11 protein-coding genes are annotated in these 20,833 nt (G+C 34.9%); all 11 read right to left on the bottom strand.

Features of this window, described 5'->3' with window-relative positions:
• Window positions 1-3 precede the first annotated feature (3 nt).
• The gene (locus OZP12_RS08755) at window positions 4-3,336 is read right to left on the bottom strand and encodes a SusC/RagA family TonB-linked outer membrane protein (protein ID WP_281228694.1); all 3,333 of its coding nucleotides are present in this window, start codon (window positions 3,334-3,336) and stop codon (window positions 4-6) included.
• A 632-nt stretch (window positions 3,337-3,968) separates the two neighbouring features.
• The gene (locus OZP12_RS08750; RefSeq protein ID WP_281228692.1) at window positions 3,969-5,123 is read right to left on the bottom strand and encodes a glycoside hydrolase family 88/105 protein; all 1,155 of its coding nucleotides are present in this window, start codon (window positions 5,121-5,123) and stop codon (window positions 3,969-3,971) included.
• A gap of 18 nt (window positions 5,124-5,141) precedes the next feature.
• A complete protein-coding gene (locus OZP12_RS08745; RefSeq protein WP_281228691.1) occupies window positions 5,142-9,236 on the bottom strand; it encodes a hybrid sensor histidine kinase/response regulator transcription factor in 4,095 nt (1,364 codons plus the stop codon).
• Window positions 9,237-9,345: 109 nt separating this feature from the next.
• The gene (gene lacZ, locus OZP12_RS08740) at window positions 9,346-12,462 is read right to left on the bottom strand and encodes a beta-galactosidase, LacZ type (protein WP_281228690.1); all 3,117 of its coding nucleotides are present in this window, start codon (window positions 12,460-12,462) and stop codon (window positions 9,346-9,348) included.
• Between the two features lie 622 nt (window positions 12,463-13,084).
• Window positions 13,085-13,903, bottom strand: a complete 819-nt coding sequence (locus tag OZP12_RS08735) for an SDR family oxidoreductase (protein WP_281228689.1) — start codon at window positions 13,901-13,903, stop codon at window positions 13,085-13,087.
• A gap of 24 nt (window positions 13,904-13,927) precedes the next feature.
• Window positions 13,928-14,515 carry a LutC/YkgG family protein gene (locus OZP12_RS08730; RefSeq protein WP_281228688.1) on the bottom strand — a complete coding sequence of 196 codons (588 nt, stop codon included), beginning with the start codon at window positions 14,513-14,515 and terminating at the stop codon, window positions 13,928-13,930.
• Complete coding sequence (locus OZP12_RS08725) at window positions 14,508-15,908, bottom strand: lactate utilization protein B (protein WP_281228687.1); 1,401 nt, start codon at window positions 15,906-15,908, stop codon at window positions 14,508-14,510. Before OZP12_RS08725 ends, OZP12_RS08730 begins: the two co-directional genes overlap by 8 nt.
• 65 nt (window positions 15,909-15,973) lie before the next feature.
• On the bottom strand, window positions 15,974-17,344 hold the full coding sequence (locus OZP12_RS08720; protein WP_281228686.1) for a glycoside hydrolase family 28 protein: 1,371 nt from the start codon (window positions 17,342-17,344) through the stop codon (window positions 15,974-15,976).
• Window positions 17,345-17,395: 51 nt separating this feature from the next.
• On the bottom strand, window positions 17,396-18,136 hold the full coding sequence (locus OZP12_RS08715) for a (Fe-S)-binding protein (protein WP_281228684.1): 741 nt from the start codon (window positions 18,134-18,136) through the stop codon (window positions 17,396-17,398).
• A 6-nt stretch (window positions 18,137-18,142) separates the two neighbouring features.
• Window positions 18,143-19,504, bottom strand: a complete 1,362-nt coding sequence (locus tag OZP12_RS08710) for an FGGY-family carbohydrate kinase (protein ID WP_281228683.1) — start codon at window positions 19,502-19,504, stop codon at window positions 18,143-18,145.
• An 11-nt stretch (window positions 19,505-19,515) separates the two neighbouring features.
• Entirely contained in the window at window positions 19,516-20,790 is a 1,275-nt protein-coding gene (locus tag OZP12_RS08705) for a sugar isomerase (RefSeq protein ID WP_281228682.1), read from the bottom strand.
• Window positions 20,791-20,833: the final 43 nt, after the last annotated feature.

The following is a 20,833-nucleotide window of genomic DNA, read 5'->3' as shown; positions in this document are numbered from 1 at the left end:
TTATTAAAGTGAAACGTTAAAACCTAAATTAAACATTCGCGTTGCCAATCCCCCAGTTTCCGGGTCTCCATAGTATTTCCATTCACCGGAAGCAGCCCATGTTGCAGCATTCTGAACCGAAGCAAAAATTTTGAAATTTCTCAGATGCAAGCGTTCTATAAGATCTTTAGGAAGTGAATAAGCTAGAGAAATATTATCTAAACGAATAAAACTACGATCATACAATTTTGCTGTTCCAGCGCCTGCAGGTCCTCTGGCATCAAGTCGCGCCCAGTCATTGGTTGGGTTATCAATTGTCCAATACGGATTTACAAACGGGTTGTAGTTGTTTGTGTACAAACTTCCGTCATTGTAAGTATTCATATAACGACCATCAAGTGATTTATGCCCCATATAGGAATACATATTAATTGCTAAATCCCAATTCTTATAAATCTTAAATTCATTACGCATCGACCAGTTAATCGGTGGAGCTGTCTGTCCTAAAAACTGTTTGTCTTTTTCATTATAAGTTGGTTTTCCGTTAACGTCATCCGCAGTATAACTGTTTTCTACTTTTGGATCACCAGGGCGTTGTCCATATTTTGCAGCTTCAGTCGCTTCGTCTTTTTGCCAAATTCCGATTACTTTATAATCCCAAATTTGAGAGATTGGTTTACCAATAAACCACCCGTTAGTTTTATCATCTGACTCTTTCTGTCCGATAACATTACCATTAGCGTCCTTAACGTCTTCCATATTGCCATAAAGTGCTTTTATGGTATTTTTATTATATGAAAATGCAGCGGTAGTAGTCCATTCAAAGTTTGGATTTTTCATATTCAAAGTAGTAAGGCTTATTTCAATCCCTCTGTTTTCAACCTCTCCTAGATTGGTTGCAATTGATGAAAATCCAGTGAAATCAGGTAAACGTTGACTCATAATCATATCATTGGTAATCATTCGGTAAACATCTATCGTACTTGTGATTCTGTCATTTAAGAATCCAAGGTCAAGACCAATATTTGTTGCCGTAGTTTTTTCCCATTGAAGATTTGGATTTGCCATACGGTCAATTCCTAAATATTTCATATCAACAATATTTCCTGAAGCATCTATATATCCCATTGTTGCTCCGGTACCTGAACTTAAATTTGCCAAAGCCAAGTAGGGATCGGCAAGTGATCTGTTTCCGTTCTTACCCCATGACAAACGTAGTTTACCTGTACTCATAGGCTCCCATTTAAACCAGCTTTCTTTATTAAAGTTCCATGCGAATGCAACAGAAGGGAAAGTTGCGTAAGGATAGGATGCTCCAAATGCGGAATATCCATCACGACGTATTGTTCCTGTCAACATATAACGGTTATCATAGGAATAGAAAAGTCTTCCCATTAATGCATCAGCCGTCTGATGTGTATCTGTTGTAGAAAATGAACTGTTTAAAAGCGTTGCATTTTGTGTATTGTGAAAGCCAAGGGCATCTGAAGGCTGAATATTACGAGCATATGTAATATCAGACCATGATTTAAGGTCTTCAGCTTCCTGAACAAACGTTGCTATGATATGGTGTTTCTGAGCAAATGTATGATCCCAGGCTAATGTATTATTCAGATTCACATTGAATTTTTTACCATTACCTCTATCTACTCCTATAGTTGCAGCGTTCCAGTTTTTATTACCTGCTGACTGAAAATAACGGTTGTAAAAGAATTCATATCGTGGCGCAACGTTAAAGGTATATGTGATACCAGCAGGCAAAGTTACCTTTGTATTGAAAATGGTATTTAATATTGTATATCCTTTTTCAAGCTCCATAAACTGGCGGTCATAGTAATAATTGTACCCCCCGATAGTTGCTCCCATAGGCTGTCTGGCATAAGAACCGTCTGCTTCTGTAAAATTAGAGAATGGGCTGTTTCTTAACATATTTGCATCCCAATAATTAGTACCAACTCCAACAGATATGTCTCCGTCTGAACGGTCTTGAAAATTAACGTTTGCTCCAAAGTCAAGCCAATCCGTAATTTTGGTATCCACTTTCATATTGGCACGAACTGCAGAATAATCGTTACCCTGGATAGCTCCTTCAGCTGTAAAATAGCCTAAAGACATATAATAATTTACTTTATCACTTGCTCCGGAAACGCTTAAATTATTGTCATGATTTATTCCAGTTCTAAAAGTGCTGTCATACCAGTCGTGTGTTTTTCCTGAAGTAAAATTCTTCAAAAGTGAAGCATCAGTAATACCCAAACGGAGTCCCCATACTTCATTTAAACTCTTCCCTTGTATTTGTGCAGCAGGTTGATAAGCTAACCATTGCGCTTGAGTTAATCCATACTGTTCTAGTTGATTAGGATTAGTATAGTACCCCGGTTTACCGGCTGCTGTACCTGTTATCCATGCCTCGTAATTTCCGGTTGTTGCATTTGTACCATAGGTTTTAGCAGTTTCCCAATCTTGACGATATTTTATATACCCCTCTGGAGAATACACATCGCGATAGGCACTTTTGTTAACAATCGTCGTGTTTGTTGTAACATTAATAATAGGCTTACCATTCTTACCTCTTTTTGTCGAAATAACGATAACCCCTGCAGCCGCCTTAGACCCATACACAGCAGTTGCCGACGCGTCTTTTAAAATATCGATCTGACCAATATCGTCAGGATTGATTTCTGAAAGTTCACCATAAAACTGCATACCGTCTAAAATAATAAGCGGTGAATTATGATTCGAACCATTTTCATTGTAAACAGAAGTCTGTCCACGAATCTGTAAAGAGCCTCCTCCTTTTGCATCAGCTGTATATCCAACTTTTAAACCTGGAACACCACGCAATAAATCTTGAACTGTCTGCGGGTTTTGATTTGCCAAAGCTTCTGGTTTAACCTGAACAATTGATCCAGTCAAATCCTTTTTCTTCATTTTACCGTACCCAACCACAACTACTTCATTTAATGAGGAGGCCTCACTTAACAATTTCACTGTAATTGTAGTGTTCCCTTTTAAAGCGACCTCCTTAGTTGTAAAACCCATAAAGGATATTACCAACACAGAATTTTCATCTGCCTTTAAAGCAAATTTCCCATCAAAATCTGTTGTTGTAGCAATTTTAGTTCCTTTTACCGTAACTGTCGCACCAGCTAATGGAATCCCATTTTCATCATTAACTTGCCCGTTTATACTTTTTTCTTTCTGTACATTTTGCAGTTCGCTTGAGCTTTTGATACTAACAGCATATGCATGAACTTGAGACAAAGAAACGAATGCACAAAACACAATAAGTTTCTTTTTCAAATCAAATACAGATACATAATCAGAAGCTTTCTCCTTCTTAATAAAATTTGTCATCTCTGTTTGTAATTTTTTGGTTATACTAATTTTGGTTAAGTCCGCAAATCATATAAAATCTTCAAATAATACGATCACTTAAAAATTTAGTTTTAATCGTTTTTAAGAATTCATATACTTTATGATAACATATAATTAACATTACAAATGTATCATAAGACCTATAAGCAAAAGGGGGTAATTCTAACATGATAGAAGGGGTAAATCATGATTTAATCATTTAAAACCATTTTTTTTATATCTATCACAAAAAAAATATAAGAAAAATAAACAAAACGTAATTTTCACAAAACTCTACAATAAGAGTATCAATAAGTAATTTATCATCTTTTTAATAAAAATGACGACAATAATTGTCTAGATTTAAAAAATACACGACATATTTATTTTGCTCCATCTATAAAACATCCTCAAATCCCCTCTTTTGAAAACAAACCGTTTTAAACAATTCTTAAAGTGCGCGAAATAAGCGTTGTTTTTACAATTAAAAAAATATTCAAGAGATAAAAACAGAGGAATAAAATGACTATTTGTTATATTTTTAAGAAAAAGAATTGTCAACTTTTTTAGAAAAACAAAAAGGCCGTCTTTACAGACAGCCTTCTAAATTTTTCTAAAATTTTACGCTCAAATCATTTAACAAAACGATACATCTCGGATGCTGCGAGTAAAAAAGCACCAACACCAAAATCTGATGTGGAATTTTTATCTACCACTTGCCCAGGAATGGCTTTTTCGCCAATTGGCTGTACATACCCTACTGTCCCATCCGCTTGAAGCGCAAATGTCGTTAAGTAATTCCAAGATTTTTCAACCACAGGCAAATACGTTTTTTTATCTAAAATACCATTATTGATTCCCCACAAATAACCGTAAGTAAAAAAAGCAGTCCCACTTGTCTCTGGTCCTGGAGCATGCTCCGGATCTAAAAGACTTCTTGTCCAATAGCCTTCTTTTTGTTGTACAGCCGCCAAAGCTTTGGCCATGTCTTTGAAACGATCAATGTATTCTTTTCTATGTTTAGCATTTTTTGGCAAATCCTGAATAATTTTGGCATAACCTGCAAAAATCCAACCGTCTCCTCTAGCCCAAAAGTCTTTTTTCCCATTGGCACTTTTGTGTTTTGGATACACATATTTTGCATCGCGGAAATATAATTTTGACTCATCATCATACATAATACTATTGGCATACGTCAAATAAGAATGTAATTTTTCCAAATACATTTCATTACCGGTTACTTTATACAACTTAGTCATAACAGGCATTACCATGTACAATCCATCTACCCACCACCAGTAATCATTGGCTGGAGTGCTCATTTCATATTCCATCACTTCACGGGCACGTGCAATTTTGCTAGGATCATTCTTTCCTGTAAAATTGTACAAATCAATATAGGTTTGAAAACAAATCTGCCAATCGCCAAACAACACATGTTTATCGTCTTCTCCATAATTATATTTCCATTCAGACTTATCATTCGATTTGGCCCCCATCCATTGATTTTTTTCAGCCCAAGCCATCGAATAATCTAAATACTTTTTGTTCTGAGTTACTTTATAGGCTTCCATATTTCCGGTATGGTAAGCAGCAATATTCCAAAAGGCATTTCCAAATTCTGGATGTGTACTTTGCCAGCGGTTATTTACTTTATCTATAATAGAAATAACTTCTTTTTTAGATTGTTTTATTGCAGTTTCCTGCTTTACGGCACTGCTTTGAGAACTTACTGTTATGAAAGAAACAGCAGTCATTACAATAGATAATGTTCTTTTAAAATTCATAGTTATGTTTTTTAATTATCATGTTGATTTCCAAAAACTCTCATTCAATATATACTTATTATCCCTAACGTTTTGATACTTCTTCTTAAACTCTGAAGGGTTCAAATTATAAAATTGCTGAAAGTGTTTCCTGAAATATTTAATATCACCAAAACCAGCAGCCGAAGCGGCTTCGTTTATCTGCAAATCGGTAGTAATTAACAATGTTGCTACCTTTCGTAACCTAACGTCACGCGTAAATTCTGAAACCGATTTACCAGTAATTTTTTTAATTTTTTTATAAACCAATGAATAACTCATTCCGATTTGCTCGGCTAAATCATTCACGTTAAAATCTTCTACATCCAAATTAGAATCAATGATATCTACTATTTTATCAATCAATTTTTTATCTTCATCAGATAACTTTGGACTGGCAGCTTTTTTGGTCACCGAATTAAGAAGGTAATTCTGTTCGCTGTCACGACGATTGAGAATTCCGTTTATTCGCGCCAACAAATAATCATTATCAAATGGTTTGGTGATGTAATCATCGGCTCCAACTTCGGCACCTTTAAGCTTCACATCTTCCGAAGTTCCTCCGGTAAGCAAGATTACAGGAATGTGTTTTAGTTCTTCATCAGCTTTTATCTGCTTACAAAATTCAACACCGTTCATTTCTCCCATCACCACATCAGAAATTACTAAATCTGGCTGAACTTTTTTAATTATAGCCAAGGCAGCTTCTGCATTTTCTGCAACGGTGATATGATATTTTGTGGCTAATATTTGCTTTAAATAACTTCTTATATGAACATTATCATCTACAACCAAAATACTTTTTGCATTCTTTATTAAACCGCTAACATTTTCAGGCTCCTCAATTTTTGGCAATACCTTTTCCTGTATTACCGTATCTTCCAAAGCCTCTTCCAAAAACAAAGTTCGATCACTCAAGTCTTCACGGATTTCTATATCTCCAAAATGTTCTTTCCCAAGCGGTAATCGGATCTCAAAAATAGACCCTCCATTTTCATTATCAATACAACTTACTTTCCCGTGATGCTGTGCAACAAACTGTTTTACCAAATAAAGTCCAATACCAAAGCCTTTACGGTTGTTCTTGATGTTCTTATTTGACTGGAAAAACAAATTAAAAATCTTTTCTTTATCAGTACCCAAAACCCCTTCTCCATTATCAATAACCTGAATAATGACTTCTTTATCTGAGCTGCGCAAATTAACAGCAACAGTTCCGTTTTCTTTTTCGGTAAATTTTAAGGCATTCGAAATCAGGTTAAACAAAGCCATTTCTATTTTTTCCCTATCCACATATACAAACAGCTTTTCTTCGGAAATACTAAAACTATAATCTATTTTCTTTGTTTTAGCATGATGCACAAAGCAACTAAAGACTTCTTTGCATAGTTCTGTAATATCAATTTTTCCTATTTTAAGTTTTCCGGTCTCTGTCTCTGTTTTTCTAAAAAGAAGAAGCTGATCTACTAAACTCAACAATCTTCTGGAATTATTATACACCATCTCAATGGCTCCCGGATCGATTTGTTGATCTGAACCATAAATGATGTCCTTCAAAGGATTAATAATCATCGTTAAAGGCGAGCGGAATTCATGGGAAATATTGGTAAAGAAAGTTATTTTTTTCTCATTCAATTCCTTTTCCTGCTTCGCTAGATCCTGTGAAAGCCTTACCTCATATTTGAGCTGTGCTTGCTCACGTTGGTATTTGTTAACGATATAAATAATAAATGCGATAATGACAAAATAGATCAAATAAGCCAACACGCTTCTGTACCAAGGTGGCAATATGGTAATAGGCAATGAAATCGATTTGGTATTCCAAACACCATCAGCGTTAGTCGATTTAATTTTTAGCACATAATTACCTTCGGTTATTCTTGAATAATTGGCACTTCTGATATTATCGACATAATGCCATTGCGAATCCCATCCGTCCAAAAAATAAGCATAGGAAATCTTTTCGGGTAAGCTGTATTCCAATGCCGCGAAGTCTATATTCAGCATCGATTCATCATAAGGCAATTCCAATTTATCAATCCCAAAAGCCCCTAAACCCGATTGATCGTAAACTTTATTATTAACTTTAATTGAAGTTATGACCACTTTTGGAAAGTCGTGAATTTGTCCGCTTATTTTAGTGTCAATGATATTAAAACCTTTAATTCCTCCAAAAACTATTTCTCCTGTCGATAATTTTAAAGCCGCATTGTAATTAAATTGATTGCTTTGAAGTCCGTCAGCATCATGATAACTTGTAATTTTTCTGCTATTTGCATTATAAACAAATATTCCATTATAGGTACTGCACCAATAATCTCCTTGCTTATCCTGAACAATATTTAAAACTGAATTATTTGGAAGCCCATTTCTCTGGGTCAGAAAAGTTTTTTTAAAAGTTCGAGGATTAAAAATCATCAAACCTCCTCCTTCAGTACCAACTAACATTTTGGTATCAGAATGGGAAACAATGGATCGAACAGGGTATTTTACTTCAATCTCTTTACGTCTCAAAGTTCTTGGATCGAGTTGAATCAATTTTGAAAAATTCCCTATCCATAGATTCGAATTCTTATCTTGGGCTATCGAAATGATTCCTTTAATCTTGGCATCTACAAAATCGAATTGATCGCTTACTTCATTATAACGGTACAATCCTTCTTCATCAGGAGAAGCAGCCCATAAAACATTGTCTTTTCCCCGAAAAAGCACCCAGATATTCTTTTGATTCGCCTTTAGTTTAGGATTAAAAAAGTTGTATTTTTTAAAATTATGGGACTGAGAATTAAACAGGCAAGCCCCTCCTCCATAGGTTCCAAACCAAGTTCCTTTTTTATCTTTTACAATCGCAGAAACGAAATTATTACTAAGCGAATTTGGATTATTTGCTTCATACGAATAGTTGGTAAATGTATTTGCCTTTCTATTCCACAAACTCGCACCTCCTCCGTCAGTACCAATCCAAAGATGATCGCTGTCCTGTTCCGATAACGACAGAATAAAATCGCTAGGCAAAGTATTTTTTATTTTCTCATTCCTTGAAATGGTTGTAAAAGGGCTTTTTCTTTCTTCTATCGTATTGACACCTCCTCTTAAAGTTCCAATCCAAACTCGATTTTTATTATCTAAACATAAAGATGAAATAGCATTACTATTCAATTTTTCCTCAGCCAGTCCGGCATTTAATGATGAAAAAGTATCCGAAGCATAACTGTATTTAATAACTCCATTTCCATTTGTAGCAATCCAAAGTTCTTTGGCATCAGGCTTGAACATCAAATCTGAAATAGGATACTGAATTTCTTGATTGGTATAAACGTGGTAGGTTTTATTTAGGATATTGTATTTTAACAAACCTTGTTCCGTTCCAACCCATAAATTTGAAAATTTATCAAATAAAATACAACCTGCGCTATCAACCTCCGAAAAAACTTCAAAAAGTTTCTTTGCCGATGAATCCATAATTACAAGTCCAACTCCCGAAACAGAACACCACAATTTACCGGATTGATCAAAATCCATTCCCAAAACATGGTAATCCCATTGCAATTTCCCCTTTACATAAAGCGGAATCTGAACAATTTTCTCTTGCTTACCTGCACAATAAAGTAAGCCTTTACCTGCAGTACCGATATACATATTGGATTTATAATCCCTGACTACATTGACAACAAAGTCTATTAACTTCATTTTTGAAGTCTTGGCATTTAGATAACTCTTTGTTTTAAAACGATTTGTCAAATAATCGTAAACACTTATTCCTCCTTTTGTAGCAATCCAAATCTCATTTTGAGTACCACAAATAGAATTAACCCTGTTATTAATTAACGAATTCGCATCATTTGGTTCATTTCTAAAACTCAAAAAATTATAACCGTCATATCTGCTTATACCGTCATAAGTCCCAAACCACATTAAACCTCTTTTGTCCTTATAAACAGAAGTAACGGCATTATTGGCAAGTCCATTTTTTATACCAATATAACCAAGATCATATTTTTCATGGCCATATTTTTGAATAGAAGATCCTACAGCCTGTGGTTTAGCCGTACAATAAACTAAAAGCATTAAAACTAATAGGATTCTATGTTTCAAAATAGTATTTTTTAGGATTAAAGGTGTTCTCAAAATATTTTATAATTAGAAAAACCTATGAATACAAACTCATAGGCTTATCTATACAAACATAAAGAAAAACGGCAAATTAATTGATCAATGAAATAATATATGAATAACTATATTGCTTATTCAATAAACGATAAGGATCATGTGGAAGTCTTCCCCAGCTATCATCTCCACCAAGACCTCTTTGTTTGTAATCCAAATGCAAATACACTGCTTCTTTAGAGTCTAAATCCAAATCAGAAGGATGACGCTGTGCTTTATTTTTACCGGGATCCAAATCTTCGGTAGGGATATTCAAAGCACTGAAACCAATAGGTTGTAATCCTTCTATTTTCATTCCCTCACCTTTACTGTTTTTTAAAGTCAGCCAGCGAACATCTGTTTTATAGCCGGATTCCTGAGGACGAATATAATTTCTTGTAAATTGATTAATAACCTTATCTGAATATTCTCCCATAAAAGAAGCTGAATTTCTATCAGAATAATTTTCCCAAGGTCCTCTTCCATAATAATCCAAATTATCAAATGCTCCGTTTAGTTTTAAACGCATTCCGAAACGAGGCATTTCCGGCAAATCTTTTCCTTTCATATCAATGGCTGCAGTAACTTTTATTGAACCATCATTTTGAATAAGATAATCAACTGTATAAGGAACATCTACTTTAGCTAATTGATAAGCAACTTTTACTAGCAAACCTTCTGACGATTTTTTATCCAAATTAACGCTTATAACTTTTGGATCTTTTGATGCTTCTTTCCAAATTTCCAGCTTACTTGGCATTCCGCTTCCAAAATCATTGTCTGTTGGAGCACGCCAGAAATAAGGTGATGGAAAATTGGTAAAAATTACATTCGCGTCATTTTTACGCATATATTTCAAAAGCTCGCCTTTTTGCAAATCAAAATCTCCCGTAATTTTTTCATTTTCAAAAGAAAGGATATTGTTTTTAACTGAGTATTTCAATTTTACTTCATTCTTTGCAACACTAGTATTCTTAAACCAAGAACCTTTTCCAATTGCAAATTGTTCTCTTGCAAATTCATGCCCTTTTTCAACTAAAGGAGTGTCATACTTCGAAAATGCATAAACATTTAAAAAATATTCTGAACCAGCATCAAACGCGCCATAATCCAGCTTAATTTCTTTTGTTTCTTCAGGATTGACATCCAAATTAAACTCGCCTTCTTTTACCTTCAACCCATTTTTAATCAATTCCCATTTAAAAGTATAATTAGAAAGATTGGTGAATCTAAAATAATTTTTAATCAATAAATCCGTCTCATTTTTTAACTCAAATTGAATATCCTGATATACTTTTTTAACTTCCAACAAACCTGGATGAGGAATCCTATTAGCGGACACCAAACCATTAGCACAGAAATTTTCGTCATTGTGCAAATGGGCACCTCCTAAATCTCCTCCGTAAGCCCAAAATTCAACTCCTTTTTCATTTTTAGTTTTTATTCCCTGATCCACCCAATCCCAGATGAACCCGCCTTGCATGTGTTTACTGCTATTGATAATGTCCCAATACTCCTGAAAATTTCCGCTGCTATTCCCCATCGCATGCGCATATTCACACATAATGTATGGACGCTTTTTATCAGCATTTGCATAATCCTTCATGCTTTTAATACCTGGATACATCGGACAAACAATATCCGTATTTCTATTTTCCCCTGCTTGCTCAAATTGAACAAATCGCGTCGAATCCATCTGTTTTAGCCAATCGTAGGCATCGTAGAAAACAGGGCCATTTCCACACTCATTTCCCATTGACCAAATTATAATCGAAGGATGATTTTTATCAAATGCAAACATTCTTTTTATTCGATCAAGATGCGCAGGAGCCCATTCCGGTAAATATGCCGGATGCTTTGACTGATCAAACCAATTCTGCCATTCGGCTCCCATTCCATGTGATTCAATATTCGCTTCGTCAACCACATAAAAACCGTATTCATCACACAAATCATAAAATTGAGTATCATGTGGATAATGGCACATGCGAATTGCATTAATATTAAACTCCTTCATTAACTGAAGATCTTTTAACATTAATTCTTTATTTGGTACGTGTCCGTTTACATCATCATGTTCATGAATATTCACCCCTTTTACCAAAACTGCCTTGCCATTAACCAACAATTGAGCATCTCTAATTTCTACTTTTCTAAACCCTGTTTTTTTAGAAACAATTTCAACAATTTTTCCTTTATTGTCCAATAATGTAATGGTATAGCGGTACAAATTAGGAGTTTCGTTATTCCATTGTTTTACATTGTCAATTGTTTTTGAAAAACTGATTTTTGGGTCTTTGTCGTTTACCTTTTTGTTTTCAGAATAAACTACTTTTCCTTCTTTGTCAAATAATTCCACTTTGACAACAGGGCTTTTTATTTTGTTATTTTCAAAATATTTTAAAGTAACATCAAGGTTAAAAATCCCATTTTTATATTGATTATCTAGTTCGCTTTTTACAAAATAATCCCAAATAGTAACCTTAGGCATTGCCTGCAAATAAACATCACGCTCGATACCACTTAAGCGCCAAAAATCCTGATCTTCTAAATAACTTCCGTCATGCCAGCGAAATACCTGAACCGCAATTAAATTATCACCTTTCTTTAAAAAAGAAGTAATATTAAATTCGGCTGCTGTTTTTGAAGCTTTTGTCATTCCCACTTCTTTTCCGTTCAGGAATACTCTGGCATAACCAGAAATAGAACCAAAATGAAGTATAATTTCTTTGTCATTCCAAGAATCGGCTACTGAAAAATGACGTCTATAAGTAGCTACAGGATTATAATCACCATTTATGAAAGGAGGATTTTTAGGAAATGGATAGGTTATATTTGTATAAATAGGAATATCATATCCCTGCAACTCCCAGTTAGAAGGCACTTGGATATTTTTCCAATTAGCATCATCCAAGTTTGTTGTATAAAAATCCATTGATCTTTGAGAAGGGTTTTTAACAATGTTGAATTTCCAGCTTCCATTCAAACTTTGATACAATTCTGATTTTTGAGGATTATTGTTCTTTAGCTCAGCTTCATTACTAAATAATAAAAAGGAACTTCTGCCCGCCTCTTTTCCCCGATCAAGTATTTGAGGATTTTCCCATTCATTGGACTGAGCATAATTTATCTGTGCTCCTAAAAACAAAGCAACTGCTAAAACAATTTTCTTCATATAATTATTTTTGATTTTCTAATTTTAATTCTAGTCAAAAAATTGTCATCCCAAATTAGCTTAATGAAGTACACTTATAAAAAACCATTAAACAAACCATCCTAAATAGTAGCCAAAAAATAAAAATAGCTTTAAATAAGGAATGACAAAATTTTATATTACAAATTTAGATTTCGCTATAAAAGACATGAGGGGCATAATCGCAAAAAAGAAGGGGCATATCAATATACCCCTAAAAAAACGCAGCTTAAATCAGCTTACATTCATCTAATTTCAACATTCTTTAATTCAAAAAGAGGAAGAAAAGGAAAGTTGTTTTTTACCAAAATCAAAAACTATTTATAGTAACATATCTAAATTCTGTTTAACTTTATTTGGAAATAGCTATCAAAATGTATTTTTTTAGTACCAATTTTGTATTTGTATTTCGGTTATATTTTCCACTTCGCAAAACAGAGGTTTGCACCTATAAATATAATATAGAAAAAATCAGGGTGAATTGAAAAATTTCAATTCACCCTGATTGCAATAGATTTTTAAAAATTCGTAAGCAGAATAATTTCTTCATTCCAGAAATTACTGCCAAACTATCTCATCTCAGAAAATTATATTTTAAGCAAAATTATACTCCACTGTAAATAGTAAATCCTCCGTCAACAGTTACTTTTGAACCTGTAACAAATTTTGAAGCATCGCTCAACAACCAAACCAAAGCTCCATTCAATTCTTCTGGTTTACCAAAACGTCTGAATGGCGTATTTTGAATAACCGAATCTCCTCTTGATGTTAAACTTCCATCGGGGTTCGTCAACAAAGTCCTATTTTGTTCTGTAAGAAAGAAGCCTGGAACGATTGAATTCATACGAATCTTATCGCCATATCGGTTGCAAAGCTCTACCGCAAACCATTTGGTGTAGGAATCGATTGATGCTTTAGCCAAACTATATCCTAAAACTTTGGTCATTGCCTGTACCGTTGCCACAGATGAAATATTAACAATACTGCCACCTTCTGTATTGTTTTTCATCACTGCACCAAAAACTTGCGTTGGTAAAATAGTTCCAAATAAATTCAAGTTCATCACCTGTTGTAAAGCTTCCATATTCAATTGAAAAACATCCTGTTCCGGCTGAATAACAGCATCTGGGATATTTCCTCCTGCTGCATTTACCAATCCGTCAATTCTTCCATATTTGTCAAGAACCAAATCACGGGCTTTAACCAAATCGGCCTCATTCGTCACATCAGCTATCAAAGCAATGGCTTCTCCTCCTTGTTCGTTGATTAAATTAACTCGTTCATTGGCTACTTTTTCATTTCGGCCCAATAGACATACTATTCCGCCGGCTGCGGCAATTGCCTCCACAAAGGCTCCTCCTATTATTCCTGTTGCTCCAGTGACAACAATAACTTTTTTTTCTAGTGTAAAATCGATCTTCAAATTTGTAGTTTTAGTTTTTTTTGTCTATTCCATTAAAAATACTACTAAACCTCGCGCTCCATGTGCCCCCAATACAAGGGATTGTTCGATGTCAGCAGTTTTTGATGGCCCGGCAATAAAAGTTCCAAAACCATATTCTTGACTACCTATCCGATCATAAGCTTGATGCATAGTAGCTACAATATTATGCTTATTTACGACAATAGCCAAATATTGTGGTATAAACGCTGAAACTCTTTGACCCAAAATAGCGTCGGTTACCCAAAGTGCCGAATTTTCGGCAACGCCAAAATGTGCCTTAACCAAAGTCAATTCTACATCTTCCAAAGAATGTGGATCGACATCCAACCAATCTGTCTTTGCAATTTCGGACAGTTCCGGTATAGTCGTGATTATTCTTTTATCTACGGCGTAATTTTTCTTTACAAAGTCAATTATATCGTGATAATCTCTGACTTCAACAAAATCACCACCAATACCCTTTAAAACCGTTTTATATTTTTCGAGTATGTCAAAACTTTCAGAACCCAAAACATTCAAATCTGGCAATTCACTAACAAATGCTGGCTGATTTTGCTTTACTTTTCGTAATATTTCAACTTTACTACTCATTGTTTTTCCCTTTTGATTCTCTTGAATTTTTCTTATACCAATCTCTAAATGATTCTTCCGGTACTTCGGGCATTTCCCTGTTATCATACCATTTGTTTAAACCATTATTAACCATGATAGGTGCATTTTTCATTACAAATTTCCCCATTTTACCTGCCAAATTAAATACGGTAGGACTTGCCAAAACGGTTGCCATTGTATTCATGGCAATTGTTTTTGCTGTTGGGGTATGCCCTTCTTTTACCAACACCTGTCGCCATTTGTACAATTGATCATGGATATCAATTTTTACAGGACATACATTGGTACAAGAACCACAAAGCGTACTTGCAAACGGTAAATCGGCATTTTTGCTCATATCCAAATTAGGAGCCAAAATAGAACCAATAGGACCTGCAACCGCGTTATGGTAACTATGTCCACCACTGCGTCTATAAACCGGACAAGTATTCATACAGGCTCCACAACGGATACATTTCAAAGAATTCCTGAAATCTTCTCTTCCCAATTGTGTTGTTCTGCCGTTATCCACAATAACAATGTGCATTTCCTGCCCTTCTCTCGGCTTTTTAAAATGACTGGAAAAAGTGGTTATTGGTTGTCCTGTAGCACTTCTAGCTAATAATCTAAGAAAAACACCAAGATGTTTGCGCTGCGGAATCAATTTTTCAAATCCCATACAAGCGATATGCACATCGGCAAGATGAGCTCCCATATCAGCATTTCCTTCATTGGTACAAACCACAAACTCACCGGTTTCTGCAACAGCAAAATTCACCCCTGTTAAAGCCACTTTCCTCGTTAAAAAAGTATCCCTCAGGTGCAATCTTGCGGCTTCGGTTAAATATTGCGGATTGTTGTTCCCTTTCTCTGTTCCTAAATGCTCGTGAAAAGTTTCGCTTACATCTTCTTTTTTAAGGTGAATAGCGGGTAAAACAATATGGCTGGGCGGTTCATTTCTAAGTTGAACAATACGTTCTCCCAAATCGGTATCGATTACATCAATCCCTTTTTCGGTTAAATATTCATTCAGATGACATTCTTCGGTAAGCATCGATTTGGATTTAACCATCTGCTTAACACCATGCTTTGCAATTATAGAATGTACAATTTCATTGTGTTCTTTTCCGTCGGCAGCCCAATGAACGATAACACCATTTTTAAGAGCGTTCTCTTCAAATTCCACCAGATAATCATGAATATTCGAAAGAACATTATTCTTAATCTTAGACGCTGTTTCTCTCAGTAATTCCCAATCCGGAATTTGATGAGCTGCTTTATCACGTTTCTCCCGAACGAACCAAAGTGTTTCATCATGCCAATCTACCCGTTTCCCATCCTTGTTAAAACGAGCGGCAGCTTCACTGTGTTCTACTATTTTTGTTGAAGACATCTTTTTGTTATTTACAAATTAAAAAAATAGAAATCTTGACTATTCTTTTTTGACGTTATTCTTTTTTAATTATTTACAAAATTCAAGAGATTTTCATGAATATTGTCCTTCTCTTTAATTTCTGTTGCTTTAACATTTTTAAGAAATACATTTTCTACCGGAAGCTCTTTTTGTCCCAAAACTCTAGATATAAACTTTACATTGGTAGCGCTTACATTTTCGAGATGTATATTTTTTATCGGAGTGAACCTGCGTTCAATAGTTGGAACCAAATCCCTCCATTGATACAACACATCGGTTTCGATTCCTAATATTCCTTGATCAATTTTACCTGAAGTCACATTGCTCATGTAAATATTGCTTACATATCCACCTCTGCGTTCATTGGTTTTTATGAACAATAAGTGATTCAATTTTGCTCCGTCAACAACATTGCAGTTATCGATAAATACATTTTCAACTCCGCCAGACAATTCACTTCCGATTGCCACTAATTGATGCCCATTTTTGACCGTACAATTGCGAATGACAATATTCTTTGATGGTGTATTCAATTTCCAAGCATTTTTTCCACAACCCGATTTTATCGCAATTGCATCATCTCCTTGGTCAAAAACACAATTTTCGATTAATACATTCTGGCTCATTTCCGGATCAACACCATCGTTGTTATGGCCATGCGCGTAAACTTTAAGATTTCGGAGTACAACATCTTTGGACAAAAAAGGATGGATTGACCAAAAAGGGCTATTGGTAATCGAAATTCCGTCCATCAAAATATTGGTACAACGATTAAACTGAATGAATTGAGGACGAAGATGCGCGGTATCGTTAACCATCATCCTCTCTTTCATCGGTTTATCATAAGAGGCAAGGTAATATAATCGCTTAAGGCTTTCCATGTGAGGCTTTGGGCGTTTGAACCATTCTGTCCAAACATCCATTTTGGCTTTCAATTCACCTTCACCAGTAATAGCAATATTTTTGCATTGATAGGCATAAACCAATGGCGAATAATTAAGACATTCGTAACCTTCCCAAGTGCTGTTTACGGCAGGCAAATAATCTTTTGGATCTTCGGAAAAAAGTAAAACAGCACCTTTTTCCAAATGCAAATTCACATTACTTTTAAAATGAATTTTACCCGTTAACCATTCCCCTTTAGGGATAACGACAATTCCTCCACCTATTTTATTGGCTTTGTCTATTGCCTTGTTTATAGCATTGGAAATTTTAATTTTATCTCCTGAAATGGCGCCAAAATCAACGATTGAGAATTTTTTGCAATTGCTAAATTCCGGTATTTTGATAGCCGGCATCTCAAAAGGAGCCTTTACTATTACTTCTGTTAAAGGTACCGAAGCTTGATTTTTCTTAAAAGACAGAAAAATAACTGAAAGAAAAAATACCAAACCTATTGTTGTTTTTTTAATCATTGCAGTGTTTTTCAGTTTAAAAAACTAAGAGTTAAACGATTATATTTCTATTTAATTTGCTGCCGAATTTAATATTTCAGCGATATGGATTGTTTTTATTGGGCTTTTTTGCCTTTTCAAAATACCATCCAAATGCATCAAACACGACATATCAACTCCAGTTATATAGTCCACTCCTTGTCGTTCATGGTCTTTCACACGGTCTTGCCCCATCTTTACTGAAACGGCTTCTTCGGTTACACAAAAAGTTCCTCCAAAACCGCAACATTCGTCTTTTCGGGTCAAAGAAACCACATCAATCTCTTTGATTTTACTTAACAACTGTCCAGGTTTAGAGAAAAAAGGCGCATTCAATTCGGTCATTTGAGAAAGTTTCAAACCTCGTTGTCCATGACAGCTTTGGTGAATACCAACTCGAAATGGGAATTTCGCATCTATGCTTTCCACTTTCAAAACATCGGTAATAAACTCTGTCAATTCATAGACTCCTTTCCTCATTTTTGAGGCAAGTTCTTCCCTGTTTTCGTCATGTAAATGATCTTTTACATGCAACACACAACTTCCAGAAGGGCAAACTATATAATCGTATTTAGAAAAATTGTCAATAAAATTTTTATCACAACCTTTGGTTAAATGTTCATAACCACTATTGGCCATTGGTTGTCCGCAACAGGTTTGGTCAAGCGGAAACTCAACTGTACATCCCAATTTTTGTAATAATTCATAAGTAGCAATTGCTACTTTTGGATAAAATTGGTTTACATAACAAGGTATAAAAAGTCCGACTAGCATACTATTTTAATGTTTGTAAAATTTCAAATCAATTAAATCATTTTGGATAGGCTTAGGATTCCAGCTATCATGAATTGCCAACGCAGCGCCCAAAGCACTCGCCTGAGCCATCGATGCAGCATACACTTCCATGTCCGGATAAGCTTCTGCCAGCAAATTCATAAAAAGGGAATTTTTACTAAAACCACCATCCACAAAAATCTTTTTCACAGGACTATTATGAATTATCAAATTCGTTGAAGAAACCTGTTGTTCAACCAAATCAAGCATCAATTGGTGATAAGCAATTTCATAAGTTTTGAAATCGGAAAGATTTCTTATTCCAAAAGCACATTCTTTTAATATTCCTGAGCTTGCCTTTTTTGAAAAAACGATTGAATAGTTAATTGCTCTTAAGTTTGCGGCAATTTTTTTATCGTAATACACTTCTTTGTAAGTATCCAAAGGGACATTAAAGTGTTCAGCCAGTCTTTTGGTTTGTACCTCATGTACATTCCCAGAAAATAAACGAGCTGCTTTTACCGGTTTTTCAATGTATTGCAGATAACACAAACAATCAGCCTCTAATTCATCAAACGTTAATTCTTTATTATTGAAAGGGTTTAACGAAATACTCCAGGTTCCCGTTGACAACAAAACAAAAGGTTCTGTAAAGTTTGCAGTATAAGGAATAATGGCTGAAGAACTATCATGCAATCCGCCACCTACCAATAACCCATCAGCTGTTTTGATAGTATCTTTGCCGTAATGGAATGGCGGAATCTTTTCGATTATGTGCTCTTTTTTAAGCCATTTGTGATACTTCATCTTTTTGAAATTCCAAAGATTTGTATGACAACCAACACTTGTAATATCTGTAAAAAACTCTCCCGTCAAAATAGAGCTAAGATATTGTGGCAAATGCAAACAATATTTTACTTTCTCAAACAAATCAGGTTTCTCTGCTTTCAGCCTATAAATTTGCATGCCCGAATTAAGGCTTCCCAAAACCGGGGAAGCCGTTTTCAGAGCAAACTCTTGTTTTCCTTTGTACTTTTTATAAAATTCCTCTTTTAGATCTTCGGGATAATCCTTCAAATAATTATATAGAGGCGTCAAAGCATTTCCTTGGTCATCTACATAAACAAAACTAGCCCCATAAGTACTAAAATTGACTGCTTTTAAGACATAGTTCGTCAGATTTTTTATTTCTGATAATTGTTCCAGCATCCAGTTTTTTAGCAACACTATATTTTCGCAGGGAAAACCGTCTTCATCCACCGTTTCTTCAAAATTCACTGATTTTTCCCAAACAATTTTATAGTTTTCGTTGAACAAAAAAACTTTCTTGTTGGTTTTACCAATATCAAAAATTGCGACTACATTCATTATAGTATTTTTTACAAGCCTGTAGCCATAGTTTTTAATCCTCTTTCACCGATTAGATTCCCTCTAACGTCAAGACTGCGGTACAATGCTACCGGATTTAATGCTGCTCCTGCACGTAAACGGGCTTCGGCTACTAAAGCACGAACATCTGTACGGAAAGCATTTTGTAAAATTTCTTGTGCTTTTACGACGTCATTTTCTTCCTGAGCAATTTCCAATGCTTTTCTGTCCACAGAAAGTGCTTGAGCATAAGCAATCATAATTGCTTCAACAGATTGCAATAGATCTTCCATCGGATCTTTAATATTGTGAGAAGCATCAATCATCCAACCCAAATCTTTGGCATGATTCATTCCTCTTGCATCCATACCTTCAACTAATTCATTGAAAATAAGGAATAATTGATATGGTTTTAAAGCTCCGGCAGTTAAATCATCATCACCATATTTTGAATCATTAAAGTGGAATCCACCTAATTTTCCTTCCATCAATAATATAGAAACGATTTGCTCAATGTTAGCATTTGGCAAATGATGTCCTAAATCAACCAATGTTTGAGCTCTATCACCTAATTTTTTCACATAAGAATAAGATTGTCCCCAATCAGCAACTGTAGTAGAATAGAAATTTGGTTCAGCACATTTGTACTCCAAAAATAATTTCCAGTTAGAAGGCATAGCTTCGTAAATTTCTTCCAAACTTTCCAGCGTGTTTTGGTAAGCTTTACGGAAATTTAATTGTCCAGGGAAAGAAGATCCATCAGCTAACCATACAGTTAAAGACTCAGAACCCAATTCGATTCCTTGCTTAATAACCTCAATATTGTGTGCAACAGCTTGTTTACGAACCGCTTTGCTTACATTTTGCAATGAACCGAATTTATATGAATGAGCTTGGTTCGCCTGATCCTGAAAAGTATTTGAGTTAACTGCATCAAATTTCAAATTATGTTGAGCAGCCAAAGCTTTTATTGCATTTGCATCTGTTGGGATATCCCAAGGAATGTGTAATGATATTGCTCCTGATGAATTATTTAAGGCGTGTAACAAACCTACGTCTTCAATTTTTTCTTCCAAAGAACGTGGTTCACCACCTCCTGCAAAACGTCCAAATCTAGTTCCTCCTGTCCCTAAAGCCCAAGATGGAATTGCGATTTGAAAATCGACTAATTTTTTAATAATGGCTTCTGATTCTGCAATTTCTGATGCAGTAAAAACCAATTTATTTTGATGTGCCTTTAATAACTTCTCATTATGAGATTCTATATTGTTTGATCCTATTATCATGGTATTATTTTTTTATGGAGTTTAAAATCTCCTGGTTAACTTA

Origin of the sequence: Flavobacterium aquiphilum (assembly GCF_027111335.1) — a bacterium.
GTDB classification, from domain to species: Bacteria; Bacteroidota; Bacteroidia; order Flavobacteriales; family Flavobacteriaceae; genus Flavobacterium; species Flavobacterium aquiphilum.
Note: the sequence above shows the minus strand (reverse complement) of the source record. Positions and strands in the feature narration are given on the sequence as shown.